The 21,527-nt window shown below is 64.9% G+C and carries 17 protein-coding genes; 13 read left to right on the top strand and 4 right to left on the bottom strand.

Translation table 11 applies throughout. The features are described 5' to 3' along the window. Positions 1-14: 14 nt before the first annotated feature. Complete coding sequence (locus tag JOF46_RS18230; protein ID WP_209909784.1) at positions 15-1,211, bottom strand: sensor histidine kinase; 1,197 nt, start codon at positions 1,209-1,211, stop codon at positions 15-17. Between the two features lie 242 nt (positions 1,212-1,453). Here JOF46_RS18230 and JOF46_RS18225 point away from each other — a divergent pair, with 242 nt between their 5' ends. Both JOF46_RS18225 and JOF46_RS18220 read left to right on the top strand, forming a co-directional pair. Then, positions 1,454-1,798, top strand: coding sequence for a DUF485 domain-containing protein (locus JOF46_RS18225; protein ID WP_209909782.1), 345 nt, complete (start codon positions 1,454-1,456; stop codon positions 1,796-1,798). Between the two features lie 3 nt (positions 1,799-1,801). Next, positions 1,802-3,430 (top strand): solute symporter family protein, encoded by a 1,629-nt coding sequence (locus JOF46_RS18220; protein WP_209909780.1) that lies wholly within the window; start codon positions 1,802-1,804, stop codon positions 3,428-3,430. A 157-nt stretch (positions 3,431-3,587) separates the two neighbouring features. Here JOF46_RS18220 and JOF46_RS18215 read toward each other — a convergent pair whose 3' ends face one another. Then, the gene (locus tag JOF46_RS18215; protein ID WP_209909777.1) at positions 3,588-4,115 is read right to left on the bottom strand and encodes an Lrp/AsnC family transcriptional regulator; all 528 of its coding nucleotides are present in this window, start codon (positions 4,113-4,115) and stop codon (positions 3,588-3,590) included. Positions 4,116-4,299: 184 nt separating this feature from the next. Between JOF46_RS18215 and pdhA the strand changes: the two genes are divergently transcribed. The 11 genes from pdhA (at position 4,300) to JOF46_RS18160 (ending at position 20,226) form a co-directional block, all read left to right on the top strand. After that, positions 4,300-5,430 carry a pyruvate dehydrogenase (acetyl-transferring) E1 component subunit alpha gene (pdhA, locus tag JOF46_RS18210; RefSeq protein WP_209912029.1) on the top strand — a complete coding sequence of 377 codons (1,131 nt, stop codon included), beginning with the start codon at positions 4,300-4,302 and terminating at the stop codon, positions 5,428-5,430. Then, positions 5,427-6,434, top strand: a complete 1,008-nt coding sequence (locus tag JOF46_RS18205) for an alpha-ketoacid dehydrogenase subunit beta (RefSeq protein ID WP_209909774.1) — start codon at positions 5,427-5,429, stop codon at positions 6,432-6,434. The genes pdhA and JOF46_RS18205 overlap by 4 nt, the downstream gene beginning before the upstream one ends. Then, entirely contained in the window at positions 6,431-7,870 is a 1,440-nt protein-coding gene (locus tag JOF46_RS18200) for a dihydrolipoamide acetyltransferase family protein (RefSeq protein WP_209909771.1), read from the top strand. The genes JOF46_RS18205 and JOF46_RS18200 overlap by 4 nt, the downstream gene beginning before the upstream one ends. Positions 7,871-8,102: 232 nt before the next feature. Then, complete coding sequence (locus tag JOF46_RS18195) at positions 8,103-9,743, top strand: peptide ABC transporter substrate-binding protein (protein ID WP_209909768.1); 1,641 nt, start codon at positions 8,103-8,105, stop codon at positions 9,741-9,743. Between the two features lie 167 nt (positions 9,744-9,910). Next, on the top strand, positions 9,911-10,837 hold the full coding sequence (locus tag JOF46_RS18190) for an ABC transporter permease (protein WP_209909765.1): 927 nt from the start codon (positions 9,911-9,913) through the stop codon (positions 10,835-10,837). Positions 10,838-10,856: 19 nt separating this feature from the next. Beyond that, a complete protein-coding gene (locus JOF46_RS18185) occupies positions 10,857-11,843 on the top strand; it encodes an ABC transporter permease (protein WP_425355084.1) in 987 nt (328 codons plus the stop codon). Between the two features lie 4 nt (positions 11,844-11,847). Further along, complete coding sequence (locus JOF46_RS18180) at positions 11,848-13,548, top strand: dipeptide ABC transporter ATP-binding protein (protein WP_209909758.1); 1,701 nt, start codon at positions 11,848-11,850, stop codon at positions 13,546-13,548. 449 nt (positions 13,549-13,997) lie between these two features. Further along, positions 13,998-15,806: an ABC transporter family substrate-binding protein gene (locus JOF46_RS18175; RefSeq protein WP_209909755.1), complete on the top strand. Its 1,809-nt coding sequence runs from the start codon at positions 13,998-14,000 to the stop codon at positions 15,804-15,806. Between the two features lie 117 nt (positions 15,807-15,923). Next, entirely contained in the window at positions 15,924-17,441 is a 1,518-nt protein-coding gene (locus JOF46_RS18170; RefSeq protein WP_209909753.1) for an ABC transporter permease, read from the top strand. Then, the gene (locus tag JOF46_RS18165; protein WP_245348183.1) at positions 17,438-18,526 is read left to right on the top strand and encodes an ABC transporter permease; all 1,089 of its coding nucleotides are present in this window, start codon (positions 17,438-17,440) and stop codon (positions 18,524-18,526) included. Before JOF46_RS18170 ends, JOF46_RS18165 begins: the two co-directional genes overlap by 4 nt. Further along, entirely contained in the window at positions 18,523-20,226 is a 1,704-nt protein-coding gene (locus JOF46_RS18160; protein ID WP_209909750.1) for an ABC transporter ATP-binding protein, read from the top strand. Before JOF46_RS18165 ends, JOF46_RS18160 begins: the two co-directional genes overlap by 4 nt. 96 nt (positions 20,227-20,322) lie before the next feature. Here JOF46_RS18160 and JOF46_RS18155 read toward each other — a convergent pair whose 3' ends face one another. Together JOF46_RS18155 and JOF46_RS18150 are read right to left on the bottom strand one after the other, a co-directional pair. After that, complete coding sequence (locus tag JOF46_RS18155) at positions 20,323-20,787, bottom strand: GNAT family N-acetyltransferase (RefSeq protein ID WP_209909747.1); 465 nt, start codon at positions 20,785-20,787, stop codon at positions 20,323-20,325. Between the two features lie 37 nt (positions 20,788-20,824). Then, a complete protein-coding gene (locus tag JOF46_RS18150) occupies positions 20,825-21,439 on the bottom strand; it encodes a TetR/AcrR family transcriptional regulator (protein ID WP_209909744.1) in 615 nt (204 codons plus the stop codon). Positions 21,440-21,527 lie beyond the last annotated feature (88 nt).

Genomic DNA, 21,527 nt, shown 5'->3' with positions numbered 1-21,527 from the left:
GGCGCACGGTAGTACTAGCCGACCGCGGCCGGCGCCGAGGGCTCCACGCCGGGACGGAACTTGGGGATGCGCATGGTGATCAGCGTGCCGGCGCCCGGGGCGGTGTCGATGACCAGCCCGTGGGCGTCCCCATAGACCTGGCGCAAGCGCACATCCACGTTGCGCAACCCCACGTGGATCGACTCGGTCGTCCCGGCCAGCACCGACTGGAGCGCCTCGGGGTCGATGCCGACCCCGTCGTCCTCCACGGTGATCAGCGCGTACTCCCCGGAATCGGAGGCGCTGATGGTGATGCGCCCGCCGCCGGGCTTGGATTCCAGCCCGTGGCGCACGGCGTTCTCCACCAGCGGCTGCAGGGACAGGAACGGGATGGCGGTGGACAGCACCTCCGGGGCAATGGCCAGGGAGACCTTGATGCGTTCACCGAAGCGCGCCTTCTCCAGCAGCAGGTACCTGTCGATGGCAGTGAGTTCCTCGGACAGCGTGGTGAAGTCCCCGTGCCGGCGGAAGGAGTAGCGGGTGAAGTCGGCGAACTCCACCACCAGCTCCCGGGCCCGGGCCGGATCGGTGATGATGAACGAGGCGATGGCGTTCAGCGAGTTGTAGATGAAATGCGGGGAGATCTGGGCGCGCAGCGCGCGGACCTCGGCCTCCATGAGCAGCGCTCGGGAGGCATCCAGCTCCGCCAGGCCCACCTGGGCCGCGACCCAGGCGGCGACCTCGGCCACCGCGCGCACGAATCCGGCACCGGCCCGCGGGATGTACGCGCACACGGTGCCCACCGGGGTGTCCCCGACCATGATCGGGGCGCAGACCATGTCGAATCCCTCGGAGCGCTTGACCTGGGTGCGGGTGGCGGCCAGCGCCGCGGCGGCAAGTTCCAGCGCCGCAGCGTTGCCGCGCTTCTCGGTGGCCGGGAGTGTGCCGTCCAGCGCGAGCACCGCGGAGGTGTCGGTGATGAGAAGCGCCTGGGCGGCCAGAAGCGCGCGCAGGTGCTTGGAGGCGCTGGCCGCTCCCTCGGGGGTCAGTCCCTGGGCCAGGTGCGGGGCCGCGACCGAAACCCGGTGCAGCGTCTCGAAGGTGGCCTTTTCCGCATCCGTGCCCAGGTCGCGGGTGGAACGGGCGATCTTGAAACCCAGGTAGCCCACCAGGGCGGCGCCGACCACGACGGTGGCGACAATCAGGGTCATTTGCAGTGCGGTGGAGAGCATGGGCAATAGCCTACGCGGGCCGGAAACCGGTACGCCGTTCGTCGATGCGCGGCACCGCTTGGCGCACCCGGGTGACCGCTTGGCGGTAGTTCCAACCAACCCCCTTCCCGCCGGGCCCCTGCGTGGCACACAGTGATCTCAGTCACCATGCCAGGTGACGCGCCTCGCAGGCCGGGATGAGCCGGTTCATTAAGCAGAAGGCTCCGCGCCTGGCGCCTTGAATCCCTTGAGAAGGAGGAATCATGAGCACCACCGAAGAGTCGGATCTTGGAACCGGCATTGATTTCACGGCGGAACAGGACTCGGAGGAGTTTACCGAGCTGCGCAAAACGCACCGCAGCTTCGTGTTCCCGATGGCCGTCATTTTCCTGTTGTGGTACTTCGCCTACGTCTTGCTGGCCGACTACGCGCACGAATTCATGTCCATCAAGGTGTGGGGCAACGTCAACGTCGGCCTGCTGCTGGGCCTGCTGCAATTTGTTTCCACCTTCGGCATCACCGCCGCATACGTGTCCTACAGCAACAGGAAGCTTGACCCGAAGGCCACGGCCATCCGCAAGCGCCTCGAAGCCCAGGCAGGAGAGTAAGCCATGAACGTTCTTTCAACAGCCATCCTCGCCGCGGCCCCCGAGGCGACAAAGGTCGGCAACCCGTGGGTCAACATCGGCATCTTCGGCCTCTTCGTGGGCATCACGCTCATCGTGGTGCTCAAGGCCTCGAGCAACAACAAGACCGCCGCGGACTACTACGCCGGCGGGCGTTCCTTCACCGGAACCCAGAACGGCACCGCAATTGCCGGTGACTACCTTTCGGCCGCATCGTTCCTCGGCATCGTGGGGGCCATCGCCATCAACGGCTACGACGGCTTCCTCTACTCCATCGGCTTCCTTGTCGCCTGGCTGGTGGCCCTGCTGCTGGTCGCCGAACTGCTGCGCAACACCGGCAAGTTCACCATGGCGGACGTGCTTTCCTTCCGCCTCAAGCAGCGCCCGGTGCGCATTGCCGCGGCAATCTCCACCCTCGCGGTCTGTGTCTTCTACCTGCTGGCCCAGATGGCCGGCGCCGGTGCGTTGGTTTCCCTGCTTTTGGGCATCGACGGCAAGCTGGGCCAGTCCCTGGTCATCGTCGTGGTCGGCGCGCTGATGATCGTTTACGTGCTGATCGGCGGCATGAAGGGCACCACCTGGGTGCAGATCATCAAGGCCTGCCTGCTGATCGCCGGCGCGTTCGTCATGACCATCATGGTGCTGGCCGCCTACGGCTTCAATTTCTCCGCACTGCTCGGTGCCGCGGTTGAATCCGCGGGCACCCCCGAGATCCTGAACCCGGGACTGCAGTACGGCAAGTCCGGAACGTCCAAGCTCGACTTCATCTCGCTGGCACTGGCCCTGGTGCTTGGCACCGCCGGCCTGCCTCACGTGTTGATGCGCTTCTACACCGTCCCGACCGCCAAGGAAGCCCGCAAGTCCGTGGTTTGGGCGATCTGGCTCATCGGCGGCTTCTACCTCTTCACTCTGGTGCTGGGCTACGGTGCGGGTGCCATGATCGGTGCCGAGAAGATCAAGGCCGCCCCGGGCGGCGTGAACTCCGCGGCCCCGCTGCTGGCCTTCGAACTCGGCGGCCCGCTGCTGCTGGGATTGATCTCCGCTGTCGCCTTCGCCACCATCCTTGCGGTGGTTGCCGGATTGACCATCACCGCGGCGGCATCCTTCGCCCACGACGTCTACTCCTCGGTCATCGCCAAGGGCAAGAGCACCCCGGAAAAGGAAATGAAGGTGGCACGCCGCACGGTGGTCGTCATCGGCATCTTCGCGATCGTCGGCGGCATCGGCGCCCAGGGACAGAACGTCGCCTTCCTGGTGGCCCTGGCCTTCGCGGTCGCCGCCTCGGCCAACCTGCCGACCATCCTGTACTCGCTGTTCTGGAAGAAGTTCACCACCCAGGGCGCCGTCTGGTCCATGGTCGGCGGCCTCGGATCCGCAATCTTGCTGATCGTCTTCTCCCCGGTCATGTCGGGCCTTCCGACCTCCATGATCCCGGGCGCCGACTTCGCGCTCTTCCCGCTGGCCAACCCCGGCATCGTCTCGATCCCGCTGGCCTTCGCGCTGGGCTGGTTGGGTTCGGTGCTGGACAAGAACACCGAGGACCCGGTCAAGGCCGCGGAAATGGAAGTACGCTCGCTCACCGGTGTCGGCGCCGAAAAGGCCGTCGACCACTAGCAGGCAGGCATTCCCCCCTGGCGGGGGCGGGCAGCGGCCCGCCCCCGCCGAACCGCGCAGGCGGTGTCCTTTCCCCGATGGGGAAGCGGCACCGCCTTTGCCATGCCCGGGGGCCACGTCGGGGAAAACCTGCCCGGCGTTCCCTTGTCGGGAAGGATCAGCCGGCCGCGGGGGATCCGGACGCGGGGCCGGTGGCCCTGGAACCGTTGCCTGGGCCACTGGCCAGGCGCAGGTCCATCAGCGAGGTGGTGCGGTGCGGGATGAGCTCGGCCATCGACAGCGAGGTGTCCGCACGCTCGACCCCCTCGATGGCCAGGATCTGCCCGTTGACCCGGAAGAGTTCCTCGGCGCCGCCGGCGACCACGCGGGCGAGGATGTCCGCGGAGCCGGTCACCCCGTGCGCCTCGATGATCTCCGGGATCGCCTTGAGCTGCTCGACGATCTGACCCAGCAGCCGCTGCTGGAGGTGGATGTGCACGAAGCTGACCAGCCCGAAGCCCAGGGCGGCCGGGTTCACCCGTTGTTCGAAGGGCAGCAGCGCACCGCTGGATTCCAGGCGGACCAGGCGCGCCTGGACCGTGTTGCGGCTCAGCCCCAGGTCGGTGGCCAGCGCCACGGCGCTGGCCTTGGGGCGTTGGCACAGTGCGGAGAGGATCCGCAGGTCTGTCGCGTCAAGTTGTTGCATAATGCGCAAGATTAGCACCGTCCTCCCGCTCCGGATAGTGCAAGTTGCCCAGTTTCCAGGCCAAGGATTGTGCGCACTGCATTGAGTGAGTAGCATCACAGGTAGGTGGGGCGATGAGGCCGCACCCGCAGGCACGGCACGTCCCACCGGAATGCCGGACCTGAATCCGCAATCGACGCAAAGGATGCTGACCGTGTCCATCACGTTTGACTCTTCGACCCCCGAGGGCGCCGAGGACTACCTCCAGATATTGGCACCCGACGGCACCCGCCACCCCTGCCCCGAGCTTGACCATTGGGTGGAGGAGATCGATATCCCGGCCCTGGAAAACCTCTACATCGACATGGCCTGCATCCGCCGCCTCGACACGGAGGGCACCGCCCTGCAGCGCCAGGGCGAACTGGGACTCTGGGCACCGCTGCTCGGGCAGGAAGCCGCACAGATCGGCTCCGGCCGGGCGCTGGAACACGACGACTTCATCTTCCCCTCCTACCGCGAACACGGCGTGGCCTATTGCCGCGGCATCGACCCGCACGATTTGCTGCGCATGTGGCGCGGCGCGGCACCCAGCGGCTGGAACCCCTACGAGGTCAACATGGCCAACCAGCAGATCGTCATCGGGGCCCAGACCCTGCATGCCGCCGGATACGCCATGGGACTGAAATTCGACGGTTCGGCCGCGGCGGCCATCACCTACTTCGGCGACGGGGCCACCAGCCAGGGGGATGTCAGCGAGGCGATGGTCTTCGCCGCCAGCTACCAGGCGCCGGTGGTGTTCTTCTGCCAGAACAACCATTGGGCCATCTCCGAGCCGGTGACACGGCAAACCTCCGGCTACATCGCCGACCGGGCCAAGGGCTTCGGCCTGGCCACCTGGCGGGTGGACGGCAACGACGTCGTCGCCGTGCTGGCCGCCACCCGTGCGGCCCTGGCCCACGTGCGCACCGGCAGCGGCCCGGCATTCATCGAGGCCGTCACCTACCGGATGGGCGCACACACCACGGCCGACGACCCCACGCGCTACCGTGACGCCCTGGAACTCGAGGAATGGGCCGCGAAGGACCCGCTGGACCGGGTTGCCGCGCACCTGGACACCCTGGGTGCCGACCTCGCAGCACTGAGGGAACGGGCCAAGCAGGCCACCGACGACATGGCCGCCGGGCTGCGCGAGGCCATCACCACGATGCCCGACCCCGAGGTCGACGACCTCTTCGCCCACGTGTACAGCCATCCGCATCCCTGGCTTGAGGAACAACGCGAGAACTACGCCAACTACCTTGCCGGCTTTGCCGAGAATGCGCAGGCCTCCAAATGAAAAACCTCACCTTCTCCCAGGCCCTGAACACCTCGCTGCGCGATTCCATGGAACACGATGCGAAGGTCGTGCTCATGGGCGAGGACATCGGCAAGCTCGGCGGCGTTTTCCGCATCACCGACGGGCTGCAAAAGGACTTCGGCGAGCACCGGGTCATCGACACCCCGCTGGCGGAGTCCGGCATCGTGGGAGCAGCGATCGGGCTGGCCTTCCGCGGGTACCGCCCGGTGGTGGAGATCCAGTTCGACGGATTCGTCTACCCGGCCTTCGACCAGATCGTCTCGCAGCTGGCCAAGATGCACTTCCGCTCCCGCGGCAACGTCAAGCTCCCGGTGACCATCCGCATCCCCTTCGGCGGGGGCATCGGCTCCCCGGAGCACCACTCCGAGTCGCCGGAGGCCTACTTCGCCCACACCGCCGGCTTGCGCGTGGTCTCCCCGTCGAACCCGCAGGACGCCTACACGATGTTGCAGCAAGCCATCGCGGACGACGACCCGGTGATCTTCCTGGAGCCCAAGCGCCGCTACCACGTGCGCGGGGAGGTGGACACGGACCTGGTTCCGGAGCCCGGCTCCCTCTACCGGGCCAAGGTGGCGCGCGAGGGTGCCGACCTGACCCTGATCGCCTACGGACCGCTGGTGAAGACCGCCCTGGATGCGGCCGACGCCGCCGCGGACGAGGGCATCGACATCGAGGTCATCGACCTGCGCAGCATCGAACCGGTTGACTTCGCCACGCTGAGCACCTCGGTGCGCAAGACCGGGCGGGTGGTCATCACCCACGAGGCCGGGAAATTCGCCGGCATCGGGGCCGAGCTTGCCGCAAGCCTCACCGAGCGCTGCTTCGACCACCTGGACCACGCCCCGGTGCGGGTCACGGGATTCGACATCCCCTACCCGCCGGCGAAGCTGGAGAACCACCACCTGCCCGATCTTGACCGGATCCTTGACGGGGTCGACCGGGCCATGCGGCGCAATGCGCCCCTGCTGGGAGAGGACGGATGAGCAACACCATGGAGAAACTATTCAACCTGCCGGACCTCGGCGAGGGCCTGACCGAATCCGAGATCCTGTCCTGGCACGTGGCCGAGGGCGACACCGTTGCGCTGAACCAGGTGATTGCCGAGGTGGAGACGGCCAAGGCCATCGTGGAACTTCCTTCCCCGTTTTCGGGCGTGGTGAAAAAGCTCTACGAGCCGGTGGGCGCCGTGGTGAATGTCGGCAGCCCACTGATTTCCTTTGACGTGCCGGATCACTCCGGTGCCACCGCCGGTGACCCCAAGGAACCTGCGGGGGGCGCGGCTCGGGAACCATCCGGAGGCGCGGCCCAGCGCCAGCCGACCCTGGTCGGCTACGGAGCTGCAGCGGAACCCGGAGGACGTCCGGCCCGCCGGGCACGCGTGGGCGCTACGGTGCCCGTAGCGCCGGCGCCCGTGGCCGCGGCGGCACCCGATCCGGTGCCGGCCGGCCGGGATTCACAGGCGGGTGCCCCGGTTTCCGCTGATTCCGGCCCGGGCCTGCGCCTGGTCGAGCCGCACGACCCGGCCCCGCAAGGCATTGGCTACCTGCGGGCCACCCCTCCGGTGCGCAAGCTAGCCCGGGACCACAACATCGACCTGCGTTCGCTGCGTGGCACCGGCACCAATGGCTTGATCACCCGCCAGGACGTGGTGCAAGCACTCGAGGCAACGGCGATCCCGGAGGCATTGCCGCAGGGACCCGTCCCGCCTGCAGCGGCCGCAGGGGAGACGCGCACCCCGATCAGGGGCGTGCGCAAGGCCACCGCCGCGGCCATGGTCGCAAGCGCCTTCACCGCCCCGCACGTCACCGAGTTCCTGAGCGTGGACGTCACGGAGACCATGGCACTGCTCGAGCGGCTGCGTGCCTCGAGGCGTTTTGCCGACGTGAAGATCACCGTGACCAGCCTGGTGGCCAAGGTGGTCACCCTCGCCCTGGCCAAGCACCGCACGCTGAACTCCCATTGGGACGAGGAGCATGGCGAAATCGTCGAGTTCGGGCACGTGAACCTCGGCATCGCAGCGGCCACCGGGCGCGGGTTGATGGTCCCGGTCATCCACAACGCCCAGGACCTTGATCTGGCCCAGCTTGCCGCTGCCTCCGGGGAGTTGACCCGGGCGGCCCGCGAGGGGACGATCACCCCGGCCCAACTGGGCGGCGGGACCTTCAGCATCAGCAACGTGGGTGTCTTTGGCATCGATGGCGGAACCCCGATCCTGTCGCCGGGCCAAGCCGGAATCCTGGCCGTGGGCCAGGTGCGGAAGATGCCGTGGGAACACCTCGACGAGATCGCACTGCGGCAAGTCATGGTGCTTTCACTGTCCTTTGACCATCGGTTGGTTGACGGCGAACAGGGCGCCAGGTTCCTCTCGGAAGTCGGAGCGATCCTTGAGGATCCGGCCTTGGTCATGGGTTTGTCTTAAATGATGCGGACCGGGAGACTCCCGGTCCGCGTGTGCTTGTTGACAATGAACGATGTTGAATGTTGTCTGGTCATAAGTTGCAGGTTCATAAAGATTCTGCATAGGGTCAGTCGTTCATTAGTTGTTTCAGAGATTTATGAGTAGTCTCACGTATGAGTGATGAGGCTCACCATGGTCCGGCGAGGTTGCAAAACCCGTTCCCGCCGGCCAACAAACTCGTTGAGGAGAAAGAATGCGTTACAACCGCACCTCGAAGGCACTTGTGCTTTCCGCAGCTCTTGCCCTGACCCTGACTGCCTGTGGCGGCGGCGGCGGAGAGACCCCCAGCGCAAGCTCCGGTGGAGACGCGTCGAAGGTCATCACCGCCAACTCGACCGAACCGCAGAACGGACTGCTGCCGGCAAACACCAACGAAGTTGGTGGCGGACGGGTGATGGACCTGATCTTCACCGGTCTGGTCAGCTACGATGCCACCGGCAAGCCGGTCAACGAGCTGGCGGAGTCGATCGAGACCACCGACGCCAAGAACTACACCATCAAGATCAAGTCCGGCCAGAAGTTCACCAACGGCGAGCCCGTCACGGCCAAGTCCTTCGTGGATGCCTGGAACTTCGGTGCTGCGGCCAAGAACGCGCAGCTGAACTCGTACTTCTTCGAGTCCATCAAGGGCTACGACAAGGTCAGCGCGGAGAAATCCACTCTGGACACGATGGAAGGCCTGAAGGTCGTCGACGACACCACCTTCACCGTCGAACTCAGCCGACCGGAGTCCGACTTCCCGCTGCGCCTGGGCTACACCGCCTTCTACCCGCTGCCGGAAGCCGCCTTCAAGGATCCGAAGGCATTCGGCGAGAACCCCGCAGGCAACGGCCCGTACAAGCTGGCCGAGGACGGCTGGAAGCACAACGTGCAGGTCGAGCTCGTCCCGAACCCCGACTACTCCGGCCCGAGCAAGGCGGCCAACGGTGGAGTAACGTTCAAGATCTACAACAACTTCGACGCCGCCTACACCGACCTGCTGGCCAACAACTTGGACGTGCTTGATCAGGTTCCGCCAAGCGCCCTGCAGAACTACCAGACCGACCTGGGCGACCGCTGGGTCAACCAGGCCTACGCGGGCAACGCCACAATGACAATCCCGAGCTACCTGCCGGAGTTCAAGGGCGAGGCAGGCCAGCTGCGCCGCCAGGCGATCTCCATGGCGATCGACCGCCAGCAGATCATCGACAACATCTTCTTCGGTGCCAAGCAGGTTGCCAAGGACTTCACCTCCCCGGTCCTGGACGGCTACTCCGATTCCCTTCCGGGCAACGAGGTGCTGGTCTTCAACGCCGACAAGGCCAAGGAACTCTGGGCCCAGGCCGACAAGATCGATCCGTGGCCGGCAGACAAGGTCTTCACCATCACCTCGAACATCGATGGCGCAGGCAACAAGGAATACATCACGGCCATGGCAAACCAGATTTCCAACACCTTGGGAATCAAGGCCGAGCTGGACCCGATTCCGACGTTCAAGGAAATGCGTACGCTGGTCGGCGAGAAGAAGCTCACCGGTGCCTCGCGTGCCGGCTGGCAGGCCGACTACCCGTCGCTGTACAACTTCCTTGGCCCGCTCTACGGAACCGGCGCCGGCTCCAACGACGGCGACTACTCGAACCCCGCGTTCGACCAGAAGCTGGCAGACGGTCTTGCCGCCACCTCCGTCGAGGAAGGCAACAAGATCTTCAACGAGGCCCAGGAAATCCTGCTCAAGGACCTGCCGGTCGTGCCGTTGTGGTACCAGGCGGTCCAGGGCGGCTGGAGCGAGAACGTCACCAACGTCGAGTTTGCCTGGAACCACGTTCCGATCTACCACGCCATCACCGGCAAGTAGACGAACCCCGGAACCGACCAGCACGCGAGCGAGGGGGGCCCAGCTAGGGTCCCCCTTACTTGCGTGGACGGAAAATCCGCCGTTCCCTTCTCTCTCATACACTTCCTTACAAGGAGTCATCCCTTGATCCACCCGATCGCCCACACTGCACCCGTGGCGGCAGCTCCATGATCACGTTCACCCTCAAACGAATTCTTCAGCTGATCCCGGTGTTCTTCGGGGCCACCCTGCTGGTTTACTTCCTGGTCTTTGCCACCCCGGGCGACCCCATCGCTGCGCTGTCCGGCGGCAAGCCCATGAGCCCGGCCGTCGAAGCCGCCCTGCGTGCCCAGTACAACCTTGACCAGCCCTTCTGGGTGCAGTACTTCCTGTACCTGAAGAACCTGGTCTCCTTCGACCTGGGACAGACGTTCTCCGGCCAGCCCGTATCGGATGTCATTGCCCGGGCCATGCCGGTGACCGCACGCCTGGCCGTGATGGCACTGGCCATCGAAGCCGTCTTCGGCGTCATCTTCGGCGTCTTTGCCGGGCTGAAAAAGGGCAAGCTCTTCGATTCGACCGTCCTGGTCGCCTCGCTGCTGGTCATCGCCGTCCCCACCTTTGTGTTGGGCTTCGTGCTGCAGTTCGTGGTCGGCGTGAAACTGTCCTGGGCCAAACCCACCGTGAGTCCCGGCGCCCCCTGGACCGACCTGCTGCTTCCGGCCGTGGTGCTGGGGCTTGTATCCCTGGCCTACGTGATCCGTTTGACTCGGACTTCGATCATGGAGAACAAGAGTGCCGACTACGTGCGCACGGCAACCGCGAAGGGCCTGAGCCGCCGCCGCGTGGTCGTGGTCCACATCCTGCGCAACTCGCTGATCCCCGTGGTCACCTTCCTGGGCGCCGACCTCGGTTCGCTGATGGGTGGCGCGATCGTCACCGAGGGCATCTTCAACGTCCCCGGAATCGGCAACCTGTTGTACCAAGCCATCCTGAAGGGCGAGAGCGCTACCGTGGTGGCCGTCGTCAGCGTGCTCGTGCTTGTATTTGTTATCGCCAACCTCGTCGTTGATTTGCTCTACGCGTGGCTCGACCCAAGGATCCGCCTTGTCTGAGAACCCAACTCCCGAAATCATTGAACCGAACGTCCCCGCCCCGCGCATCCGTTCCGGAAAGGTTTCCAGCCGCCACATCGAGCACTACGTGGCCCCGCTGGCCGAAACCCCGCTGCAGTCCGTGGACAAGGTCGACGAGACCGCCGTGCCACTGAGCATGTGGGCGCAGGCGTGGCGTTCACTGCGCGTGCAGCCGTTGTTCATTATTTCCGCACTGCTCATTGTCCTGGTGGTCGTTGTCGCGGCGTTTCCCGGGCTGTTCACCCAAACCGATCCACAGGCCTGTTCCCTGCAGTTCGCCCGGCAGGGGCCCTCGGAAGGGCACCCGCTGGGGTTCACCTTCCAGGGCTGCGACATCTACGCGCGGGTCGTCTACGGGGCCCAGGCCTCGGTGCTTGTGGGCCTATTCACCACGATTGCCGTGGTCATCATCGGCGGCACTTTCGGTGCTTTGGCCGGCTATTACGGCGGATGGCTCGATGCCGTCCTGGCCCGCATCACCGACATCTTCTTTGCCCTGCCGCTGATTCTCGGCGCCATCATCATCATGCAGCTTCCGGCGTTCCGGGATTCCAAGAGCATCTGGACGGTGATCATCACGCTGGCGATCTTCGGCTGGCCGCAAATGGCCCGCATTACCCGCGGCGCGGTCATCGAGGCCAAGAACTCGGACTACGTCATGGCCTCGCGTTCGCTGGGCCTGTCCAAGTTCAAGACCTTGGTCAAGCACGTGGTGCCGAACTCGGTGGCTCCGGTCATCGTGATCGCCACGATCTCGCTGGGCATCTATATCGTGGCCGAAGCGACGCTTTCGTTCCTCGGCTTGGGCCTGCCCCAAGGCGTGATGAGCTGGGGAAATGACATTTCCGACGCACAGATCTCGCTGCGCAACGATCCGCAGATCTTGATGTGGCCTGGTCTGGCACTGTCCATCACGGTGCTGAGCTTTATCATGCTCGGCGACGCGGTGCGCGACGCCCTCGATCCGAAGTCACGCAAGGGATAGCACCATGAGCCAACTATTGAAGGGATCCGAAGTGAACGGTTCGTCCGCTGAAGACCGTCCGCTGCTTGAGATCAGGGACCTGGCCATCACTTTTTCCACCCCCGAGGGGCCGATCCATGCGGTGCGCAACGGCCGGCTGACCGTGATGCCCGGGGAAACCGTGGCGATCGTGGGGGAGTCGGGTTCCGGAAAGTCCACCACGGCGCTTGCCGCCATCGGACTGCTGCCGGGCAACGGCAAGGTCACCGGTGGGCAGATCATCTTTGACGGCGAAGACATCACCCATCCCACCGAGGAGCGGATCGTCGCCCTGCGCGGCAGCTCCATCGGCATGGTTCCGCAGGATCCCATGTCGAACCTCAATCCGGTGTGGAAGATCGGGTTCCAGGTCAAGGAGACGCTGAAGGCCAACGGCCTGGCGGGAAACAACTCCAAGGAACGCGTCGCCCAGGTCCTGGCCGAGGCGGGGCTTCCGGATGCGGCTACACGTGCCGGGCAGTACCCGCACGAGTTCTCCGGCGGCATGCGCCAGCGTGCGCTCATTGCCATCGGCCTGGCCTGTCGGCCGCGCCTGCTCATCGCAGACGAGCCCACCAGTGCCTTGGACGTCACCGTGCAGCAGCAGATCCTGGACCACCTGGACACCATGACCAGCGAACTGGGCACCGCGGTGGTGCTGATCACCCACGACCTCGGCCTTGCCGCCGAGCGCGCCGAGAAGATCGTGGTGATGTACAAGGGCCAGGTCGTGGAATCCGGCCCGGCGCTGGAGATCCTGCGCAACCCGGTCCACCCCTACACCCAGCGGCTCGTCGCCGCGGCGCCTTCCTTGGCCTCCAAACGGCTGCAGTCACAGCCGACCGAAGTCGCTGAGGACATCAACACGGTGGTCAGGACGGAGCATGTGGTTGCAGGCGACGACATCCTGCAGGTCAAGGACCTGACCAAGGTCTTCAAGATCCGCCGGGGCCTGGGCCGCAGCGACGACTTCACCGCGGTGGACAACGTGTCCTTCTCGGTCAAGCGCGGCACCACCACGGCCATCGTGGGGGAGTCCGGGTCCGGCAAGTCGACTGTCGCCCAGATGGTCTTGAGCCTGCTCAAGCCCACCAGCGGATTCATCACGTTCGATGGACAGGTGATGACCGACCGCAGCGAGAACCAGCTGTTCAAGTTCCGCCGCCGCGTGCAGCCGATCTTCCAGGACCCCTATGGATCCCTGGACCCGATGTACAGCATCTACCGCACCATCGAGGAGCCGCTGCGCATCCACGGCATCGGGGATGCAAAGTCCCGGCAGACCCGGGTCAAGGAATTGCTCGAGCACGTCGCGATGCCTTCCTCCACGATGCACAGGTTCCCGAACGAGCTCTCGGGCGGGCAACGCCAACGCATTGCCATTGCCCGCGCGTTGGCGCTCAAGCCCGAGGTGATCATTTGCGACGAGGCGGTTTCCGCCCTGGATGTGTTGGTGCAGGCACAGATCCTGAACCTTCTTAACAACTTGCAGGAAGAGCTGAACCTGACGTACCTGTTCATCACCCACGACCTGGCGGTGGTGCGCCAGATCGCGGACGATGTCTGCGTCATGGAGCATGGACGGATCGTGGAGCATTCGACGACCGATGAGGTCTTCAACAATCCCCAGAGCGAGTACACCAAGAACCTGCTTCGGGCGATTCCCGGAGCCACGTTGATGCTTTAGGAATAGTTTGATCCCAATGGCAATTGGGAATTGATATGGAAAAGTGGAGGGGCAAGCCGCAAGGCTTGCCCCTCCACTTGCTTATCACAAAGGCTTTAGCGGAAGGCAATCAGTACCGGGCCGAACGTCATGTTGGGTGATGTTTCCAAACTGTTATAAATCCCGCCGCACCGTGCTGGGCTACTTGCGAGTAGTAATTGGCGAAGTTCAATGTGAAGCAGATCCTTGAGTTTTCGCGGCTGTAGCGCCCATCACGTTGAATCGCGCCCATCGCGTGATGCGAGTCACTGCGCCGCGGGCCGGATGGGGCACCAAATATGAAGCGGTGTTTTTATATCCAACCGGAGGAATCGCGGCTATGGTTCTAGATTGTGGGGCATCGCACACTGCATGGACCGCATTCGAGCGAAAGCTCGGTTACATGAAGCTCAAGCTAATTAGGAGGAGAAATGCGTGTTCAGCGTATTTCCAAGGCTGTTGCAGTTGGTGCTGCGCTCGCGCTGGCACTGACTGCGTGCGCGCCGGGCGGCGGAAACGCCCCCAGCGAATCGGCAACGACGTCGGCATCCAGCAGCGGGACCAACACCGTCGAACCGGCAAACTCGGGTCTCGCCGATCTTGGCGACATCACGACCAAGGACGGTGAAATCAAGGTCACCGTCGGTGCCCCGGAATTCATTGGCTACAACACCAACACCCCACAAACCTACTCCACCTACAACTCCGCCATCGTGGACCGGGTGCTCGCCGGCTTCTCCTACTTCGGCACCGACGGGGCGATCTACCCCAACAAGGAACTGGTCTCCTACGAGAAGACCAGCGACGATCCGCTGACCATCAAGTACACGATCAACCCGGACGCCAAGTGGTCCGACGGAACCCAGATCACCACCGCGGACGCAGTCCTGGCCTGGGCCACGCAGAACGCGAACATGAAGAACGCCAAGGGCAAGCAGCTCTTTGACTCGGTCTCCGCCGACCTGGGCGACACCGTCCCCAAGGGCCCCGAGGGCGCAGCGGATTCCAAGGAATTCACCGTCACCTTCAAGAACCCCGATCCGGACTGGCAGATCCAGAGCTGGATGGGTGCCCCGGCCCACGTCGTGGCCAAGCAGGGCGGCATGTCCACCGCGGAGTTCGTTGACGCGGTCCGCGCCGGCGACGCCAAGGCGATCACCAAGGCCGCCGAGTTCTGGAACACCGGCTGGACCACCAAGCCCGGAACCCTGCCGGACGCGGAACTGATTCCGTCCTCGGGCCCGTACAAGCTCAAGAGCTGGAACGCCGGACAGTCGGTGACCCTCGAAGCCAACGAGAACTACTACGGCACCCCGGCGGCCACCAAGACGCTGACCTTCCGCTTCATCGATGACGGAGCGATGGTCCAGGCCCTGCAGAACAAGGACCTCGACGTCATTGCCCCGCAGCCAACCGTTGACACGCTGGCACAGCTGAAGGCACTGGGCGACGAGGTGAACATCCAGCAGGGCGACACCCTGACCTGGGAGCACCTGGACTTCAACTTCCGCGACAAGGCAGCCTTCAAGGATTCCCTGGAACTGCGCCAGGCGTTCGCCATGTGCGTTCCGCGCCAGGAAATCGTTGACAACCTGATCAAGCCGCTGAACCCGGAGGCCAAGGTGCTCAATGCACGCGAGGTCTTCCCGTTCCAGGACACCTACGACGAGGTCGTCTCTGCTTCCTACGACGGACGCTACGACAAGGTCGACATCGAGGGCGCCAAGAAGATCCTCGAGGAGCAGAACGCCGTGGGCACCAAGGTGCGCATCGGCTACTCGGCACCGAACCCGCGCCGCACCGACGAAGTCGCCATGATCCAGTCCTCCTGCAAGGACGCTGGCTTCGAGGTCGTCGACGCCGGCGACCCGAAGTTCTTCGCACCCGGCGGCACCCAGGAACGCGGCGACTACGACGTAGCACTGTTCGCCTGGGCAGGTTCCGGCCAGATCACCTCGGGCCAGAACATCTACGCCACGGGCAAGCCGCAGAACTACACCGAGTTCTCCAACAAGGACGTCGACGCCGCGTGGGAGCGCCTGGCAACCTCGATGGACCCGGCCGTGCACCTGGCCGAGACCAAGAACATCGAGAAGCTGCTGTGGGACAACCTCTTCGGCATCCCGGTGTTCGCACACCCGGGACTGTCCGCCTCCTCGGCTGACATCAAGAACGTGCGCCACACCGCAACCCAGTCGCAGATCGTCTGGAACGCAGAACAGTGGGTACGCGCTGAGTAATTGCCCACCGGCAATATCAGCGTCTTAGTGTGGGGTCCGGCATACCAGCCGGACCCCACACGCCCTTGTTAGCAACCCTTTCGAGGGCACTCAAGACGGAAAGGCAAGAACCGCGCAGTGCTGAAATTTATCCTCAAGAGGCTGGGAGCCTCCATCGGCATCCTGTTTGCCGCATCCTTCCTCCTGTACGTGCTGGTGATCAACTCCGGGGACCCGCTGTCGGACCTCCGCGAATCGATCGCCGACAACCGCGACTACCTGATGCAGCAACGCAGCGACTACATGAACCTGGACATGCCCTGGTTCCAGCGCTACTGGACCTGGCTCGTGGGCGTGGGCGGATGCTTCGCCCTAAAATGCGACCTGGGAACCAACATCCAGGGCATCGAGGTCACCGGTCTGCTGGGCGCCGCGGCGTCCTCCACGTTGCGCCTGGTCGTGCTGGCCACCGTGCTGGCAGCCATCGCCGGCATCGCCATCGGCGTCCTGTCGGCCATCCGCCAATACTCCGGCCTCGACTACGGGGTCACCTTCCTGACCTTCCTCTTCTTCTCCCTGCCGGTCTTCTGGGCGGCGGTGATGCTCAAGGAATACATGGCCATCGGCTACAACGACTGGATGAAGGACCCCGCGTTCTCCACGGTCCAGATCGTGCTGATCGCCCTGTTCTTCGGCTTCCTGATGCAGGTGTTCCTCGCCGGGAGCATGCGCCGACGGCTGGCCACCTTCGCGGTCTCGGCGGCCTTCGTCGCCGTGGTGATCCCATACCTGCTGTGGCTGAACTTCTTCCGCTACCCCCAGCTGGGCCCGGCCGCCATCGTGGTCCTGTCCCTGGCCGTGGCGCTGAGCGGGACCGCGATGTCGGTGGGCATCCGCAACAAGCTGGTCCTCTACCCGGCGCTGGTCACCGTGGCCCTGGGCCTGGTCATGTACTACGCGACCTTCTCGCTGCTCACCGAACCCAACACCTTGGTGCTGATCGTCGGGGGCATCCTCTGTGTGGCGGTACCCGGTGCCATCGGCCACTTCATGGGCGGGCGCCTGCGCAAGACGGCGATGACCGTCAGCGCACTGACCGGGCTGGTCTTCGGCGGGTTGACGGTCATTGACCACATCTTCCGCGCCTGGCCCGGGTTCCTGGCCCTGAAGCCCCGGCCCATCGGCACCATCGGTTCCCAGACCCCGAACTTCACCGGGGACTTCTGGGAGACCTTCCTGGACCGCGGCGCGCAGCTGCTGCTGCCCACGCTGCTGCTGGCAATCATTTCCCTCGCGTCGTACTCGCGCTACACGCGTGCCTCGATGCTCGAGGTCGGGCAGCAGGACTACATCCGAACCGCCCGCTCCAAGGGCCTTTCCGAACGCACCGTGATCTTCCGCCACGCCTTCCGCAACGCGCTGATCCCCATCGCCACCATCGCGGCATTCGACTTCGCCGGGCTGATCGGCGGCGCGGTGATCACCGAGACGGTGTTCGGCTGGAAGGGCATGGGCCAAATGTTCACCACCGGGCTGCATGCCGTGGACCCCGCGCCGGTCATGGCGTTCTTCCTGGTCACCGGAACAGCAGCGGTCCTGTTCAACATGCTGGCCGACATCTTCTACGCGTTGCTCGACCCGAGGATCCGGGTATGAGCGAGATCAAGGACAACGAGGAGCTACGAGGTCCATCGAGCATGAAATCTGACATCGAACCCGGCGAGCAAGAGCTCGTCTCACTGGTTGAGGTCGAGGACGCGGAACTGGCCCGCAAGTCCAGCCAATCCAAGAGCCAGGGCCAACTGGTCCGCCGGCGTTTCCTGAACCACAAGGCAGCCATGATCTCCACCCTGGTGCTGGTGGTCATCACGCTCACGGCATTCACCTCCATCGGATTTGCCGGCATACCGGGTTGGTGGGGCCAGAGCTACCTGAAGTCCTCCATCGTGGTCAACGGCGGGGCACCCACGCTGAGCCTGTGGCCCGCCTGGCTCGGCGGGCCCGGCTTCGCCATCGGGGACCACCCCTTCGGGCAGGACAACACCGGCAAGGACTACTTCGCCCTGGTGATGCGCGGAACGCAGAAATCCATCATCATCGCGGTGACCGTCGGCGCGCTGTCAACCTTCATCGGCGCGATCATCGGCGCCGTAGCCGGATACTTCCGCGGCTGGGTCGACGAGGTCCTGATGCGGTTGACCGACCTGTTCATCGTCATCCCGCTGCTGGTGCTTGCCGCAGTGCTGGGCCAGCTGGCCGGCTCCAAGCTGGGTGGTTCCATCTTCGCCCTGGCCCTGGTGCTGGGCATGCTGACCTGGACCGGACTGGCACGCCTGGTGCGCGGCGAGATCCTCTCGTTGCGCGAGCGCGAATACGTCGCCGCGGCCCAGGCCATGGGCTCGAAGACCTCCCGGGTGATCTTCAAGCACCTTTTGCCCAACACGATCGGGGTGATCGTGGTCAACGCGACCTTCGCGATCGCCGGGGCGATCCTGCTGGAAACCTCGCTGTCCTTCCTGGGCTTCGGGGTCAAGGCCCCCGAGTCCTCCCTGGGCCTGCTCATCAGCCAGTACCAAAACGCATTCACCAACCGCCCCTGGCTGTTCTGGTGGCCGGGCATGTTGATCGTGGCCATCGCGTTGAGCGTGAACTTCCTGGGCGACGGGCTGCGCGACGCCTTTGACCCGCGCCAGACCAAGAAGACCCGGCGCCGCACGAAGAAGGAAGAGGTATCCGAATGAGCATCCCCACGGCACATGCCGGCGAAACCGCAACGGCCCTGAGCTTCCAGAACCTTTCCGTTTCCTTCGAGACCGAGTTCTCCGACGTGCACGCGGTCAAGGGCCTGTCCCTGGAGGTGTACCCGGGGGAGGTCGTGGCCCTGGTGGGCGAATCGGGTTCCGGGAAATCGGTGACCTCCACCGCCGCCATCGGCCTGCTGCCGCCCAATGCCTACATCACCGGCAAGGCCATGGTGGGCGGCGTCAACGTGGTCGGCCTTGCCGAGAGCAAGATGCGCAAGATGCGCGCCACGGACATCGCCATGGTCTTCCAGGAGCCCATGACCGCGCTGAACCCGGTGCTGACCATCGAGCGCCAGCTCACCGAGTCCCTCGAGCTGCACGGGCTGGCCTACGGCAAGGAGGCGACGGCACGCGCCATCGAGCTGCTGGAAATGGTCGGGATACCCGACCCGCGCAAGCGCATCAAGCAGTACCCGCACCAGTTCTCCGGCGGCCAGCGCCAGCGCATCGTGATCGCCATGGCGATCTCCTGCGACCCGAAGGTCATCATCGCCGACGAGCCGACCACCGCGCTGGATGTGACGGTGCAGGCCGAGATCCTGGATCTGCTGCGCGAGCTCAAGGACAAGCTGAACACCGGCATCCTGCTGATCACCCACAACATGGGCGTGGTGGCCGACCTGGCCGACCGCGTCGCGGTGATGTTCCGTGGCTCGCTGGTGGAAACCGGCACCGTGGACCAGGTGCTCAACCACCCGGTGCACCCGTACACGCAGAAACTGCTCTCCTCGGTCCCGCGGCTCGAGGCCGTCGATGTCACCGGGACCTGGGAACCGGAACCTGCCGATGTGGTGGACCCGGAGCGCAAGCTGGTCCTCGAGGCCAGGAACCTGGTGCTCGAATACGACATGCGCGGCTCCAAGTTCCGGGCCGTGGACGATGTGTCCTTCGAGCTGGCCCGCGGCCAGATCCTGGGCATCGTGGGGGAGTCGGGCTCCGGCAAGTCCACCGTGGCCAAGGCCGTGCTGGGGCTGCTGCCGGTGGCCTCCGGGGTGCTGGCGGTCCAGGGCACCAACCTGGCCTCGCTTCGGCCCAAGGCCGCCCGTGCCATCCGTGCCAAGATCGGGGTGATCTTCCAGGATCCGGCCGCGTCGCTGAACCCGCGCTTCCCGATCGGCGACTGCATCACCGAGCCGATGGTGGTGCACAAGGTCGGGAACCGTGCCGAGCGGATCAAGCGTGCCCAGGAACTGCTCGACGCGGTGCACCTGCCGCGCACCGTCATGAACCGGTACCCGCATGAGCTTTCCGGCGGCCAGCGCCAGCGCATCTGCATCGCCCGCGCGCTGACCCTCGACCCGGAACTGCTGATTGCCGACGAACCGACCAGTGCGCTGGATGTCTCGGTGCAGGCAGCGGTGCTGGAAATGATCCAGGAACTGCAGGAACGCTACGAGTTCGCCTGCCTGTTTGTCAGCCACGACTTGGCCGTGGTGGACCTGCTGGCGCACAACGTGGTGGTCATGAAGGACGGCAAGTCGGTCGAGCAGGGACGGGTCTCCGACGTGCTGCACGCCCCGCAGCATGACTACACGCGCCGGCTGCTGGCCGCCGCCCCGGTGCCGGAGCCCCGGGAACAAGCGGTGCGCCGGGAGGCACGCCGCCTGCTGATGGAACTGGAAAACCCGGACAGCTGATATTCGGCACACGACAAAGGCCGGGAAACCAAGCGACTTGGTTTTCCGGCCTTTGCGTTGCCCGCGGGGCGGGGCTTGGGATGAAGCGCGGGGAGCCTAGGCAAGCTCCATGATGAATTCCTTGACCACCGCGGCGCGGGCGTTGGAGAAGTCGGCAGCCTCGTCAACGACCTTGAAACCACGTCGTTCCAGGACCTTGATGGAGCCGATGTTGTCCTGCGGGACGCGGGCGCGCAACGGCCGGGCGGTGTACTCGGCCAGGAACGCATCCACGGCGGAGGTGGTGATGCCCTGGCCCCAGTAGCGGCTGGCGGTCCAGAAAGTGATCTCCGGGATGTCTTCGTGTTCGAACACCAGGATCGAACCGGCAACCTCGCCGTCGTGCTCGATGGTGCGCACCACTACCTTGGGATCGTTGATGATAGAACCCCAGTGGTGGTCGAAGACCCCGCGGTCAGCCGGGTTCCGGGCCGTGAAGGCTGCCATGAGGTTGGCCTCGGGGTCCTGCTGGTGGACGAAGAACTGATCCAGGTCTTCGGGCTGCAAAGGCCGTAGATGCACGGTCACTGCCTCTCTAGTTGTGATGGTCGTCTATGTCCTAGCCTACCCGGGTGAACAGGGCGGATGCCGCCATCTGGTTCAGCAGTTTGCGCAACCCCGCCTTGGAGGTGCGCGGGGAGTGCGCCGAATGCGCGGTGGAGTTCAGCAAACCGAAGGCGGCGTGGGCCCGGAAGCGGACGACGGCGTTGGTTTCCTCGGGGTGGATCCGGTGCAGTTGTTCGGTCCACAGCGCGATGTAGGCACGCTGGAGCTTGCGCACCAATTGCAGCTCCGCGGCCGGCAGGGTCACCAGGTGGCGGTCCTGGACCTGGATGATGTCGGGTCGGGCCAGGGCAAAATCGGTGTGGAAGGCGATCAGCCGCCTGAGGATTTCCTCGGCTCCGCCCCCGGCCGCGGTGACCTTCTGGCCGCCGTCGAGCATGTCCTGGCTGACGCCAACCAGCAGGGCGATGAGGACCGCCGGCTTTCCGGAAAAGTGCCGGTAGACCGCCGGGCCGCTTATTCCGCAGGCCGCCCCGAGGTCCTCGAGCGACACCCCGGCATAGCCGTGGATGGCAAAGAGCCTGGTGGCCTCGGCCAAAAGGTCTTCGCGTCGTTGTGCCTTGGCGCGGTCGCGGTCGGTCGCAGCCAGGTCCTTGCCGTTTGCCTTCACGCCTCACCGCTCCTTCCTGCCAAGGTCCCGCATGCCGGCGAAAGCCGGGCGGTTCTTGGTGCTCCTGGGACACTGGACAAGTGTGCCG

Origin of the sequence: Paeniglutamicibacter psychrophenolicus, assembly GCF_017876575.1 — a bacterium.
Taxonomy (GTDB): Bacteria; Actinomycetota; Actinomycetes; order Actinomycetales; family Micrococcaceae; genus Paeniglutamicibacter; species Paeniglutamicibacter psychrophenolicus.
The sequence above is the reverse complement of the archived record's forward strand: the minus strand, read 5'-3'. Positions and strand labels throughout refer to the sequence as shown.

Excerpts from the sequence above, each read along its gene's own strand:
- JOF46_RS18230 (WP_209909784.1), bottom strand. The coding sequence starts at position 1,211 with ATGCTCTCCACCGCACTGCAAATGACCCTGATTGTCGCCACCGTCGTG.
- JOF46_RS18225 (WP_209909782.1), top strand. The coding sequence starts at position 1,454 with ATGAGCACCACCGAAGAGTCGGATCTTGGAACCGGCATTGATTTCACG.
- JOF46_RS18220 (WP_209909780.1), top strand. The coding sequence starts at position 1,802 with ATGAACGTTCTTTCAACAGCCATCCTCGCCGCGGCCCCCGAGGCGACA.
- JOF46_RS18215 (WP_209909777.1), bottom strand. The coding sequence starts at position 4,115 with ATGCAACAACTTGACGCGACAGACCTGCGGATCCTCTCCGCACTGTGC.
- pdhA (WP_209912029.1), top strand. The coding sequence starts at position 4,300 with ATGCTGACCGTGTCCATCACGTTTGACTCTTCGACCCCCGAGGGCGCC.
- JOF46_RS18205 (WP_209909774.1), top strand. The coding sequence starts at position 5,427 with ATGAAAAACCTCACCTTCTCCCAGGCCCTGAACACCTCGCTGCGCGAT.
- JOF46_RS18200 (WP_209909771.1), top strand. The coding sequence starts at position 6,431 with ATGAGCAACACCATGGAGAAACTATTCAACCTGCCGGACCTCGGCGAG.
- JOF46_RS18195 (WP_209909768.1), top strand. The coding sequence starts at position 8,103 with ATGCGTTACAACCGCACCTCGAAGGCACTTGTGCTTTCCGCAGCTCTT.
- JOF46_RS18190 (WP_209909765.1), top strand. The coding sequence starts at position 9,911 with ATGATCACGTTCACCCTCAAACGAATTCTTCAGCTGATCCCGGTGTTC.
- JOF46_RS18180 (WP_209909758.1), top strand. The coding sequence starts at position 11,848 with ATGAGCCAACTATTGAAGGGATCCGAAGTGAACGGTTCGTCCGCTGAA.
- JOF46_RS18175 (WP_209909755.1), top strand. The coding sequence starts at position 13,998 with ATGCGTGTTCAGCGTATTTCCAAGGCTGTTGCAGTTGGTGCTGCGCTC.
- JOF46_RS18165 (WP_245348183.1), top strand. The coding sequence starts at position 17,438 with ATGAGCGAGATCAAGGACAACGAGGAGCTACGAGGTCCATCGAGCATG.
- JOF46_RS18160 (WP_209909750.1), top strand. The coding sequence starts at position 18,523 with ATGAGCATCCCCACGGCACATGCCGGCGAAACCGCAACGGCCCTGAGC.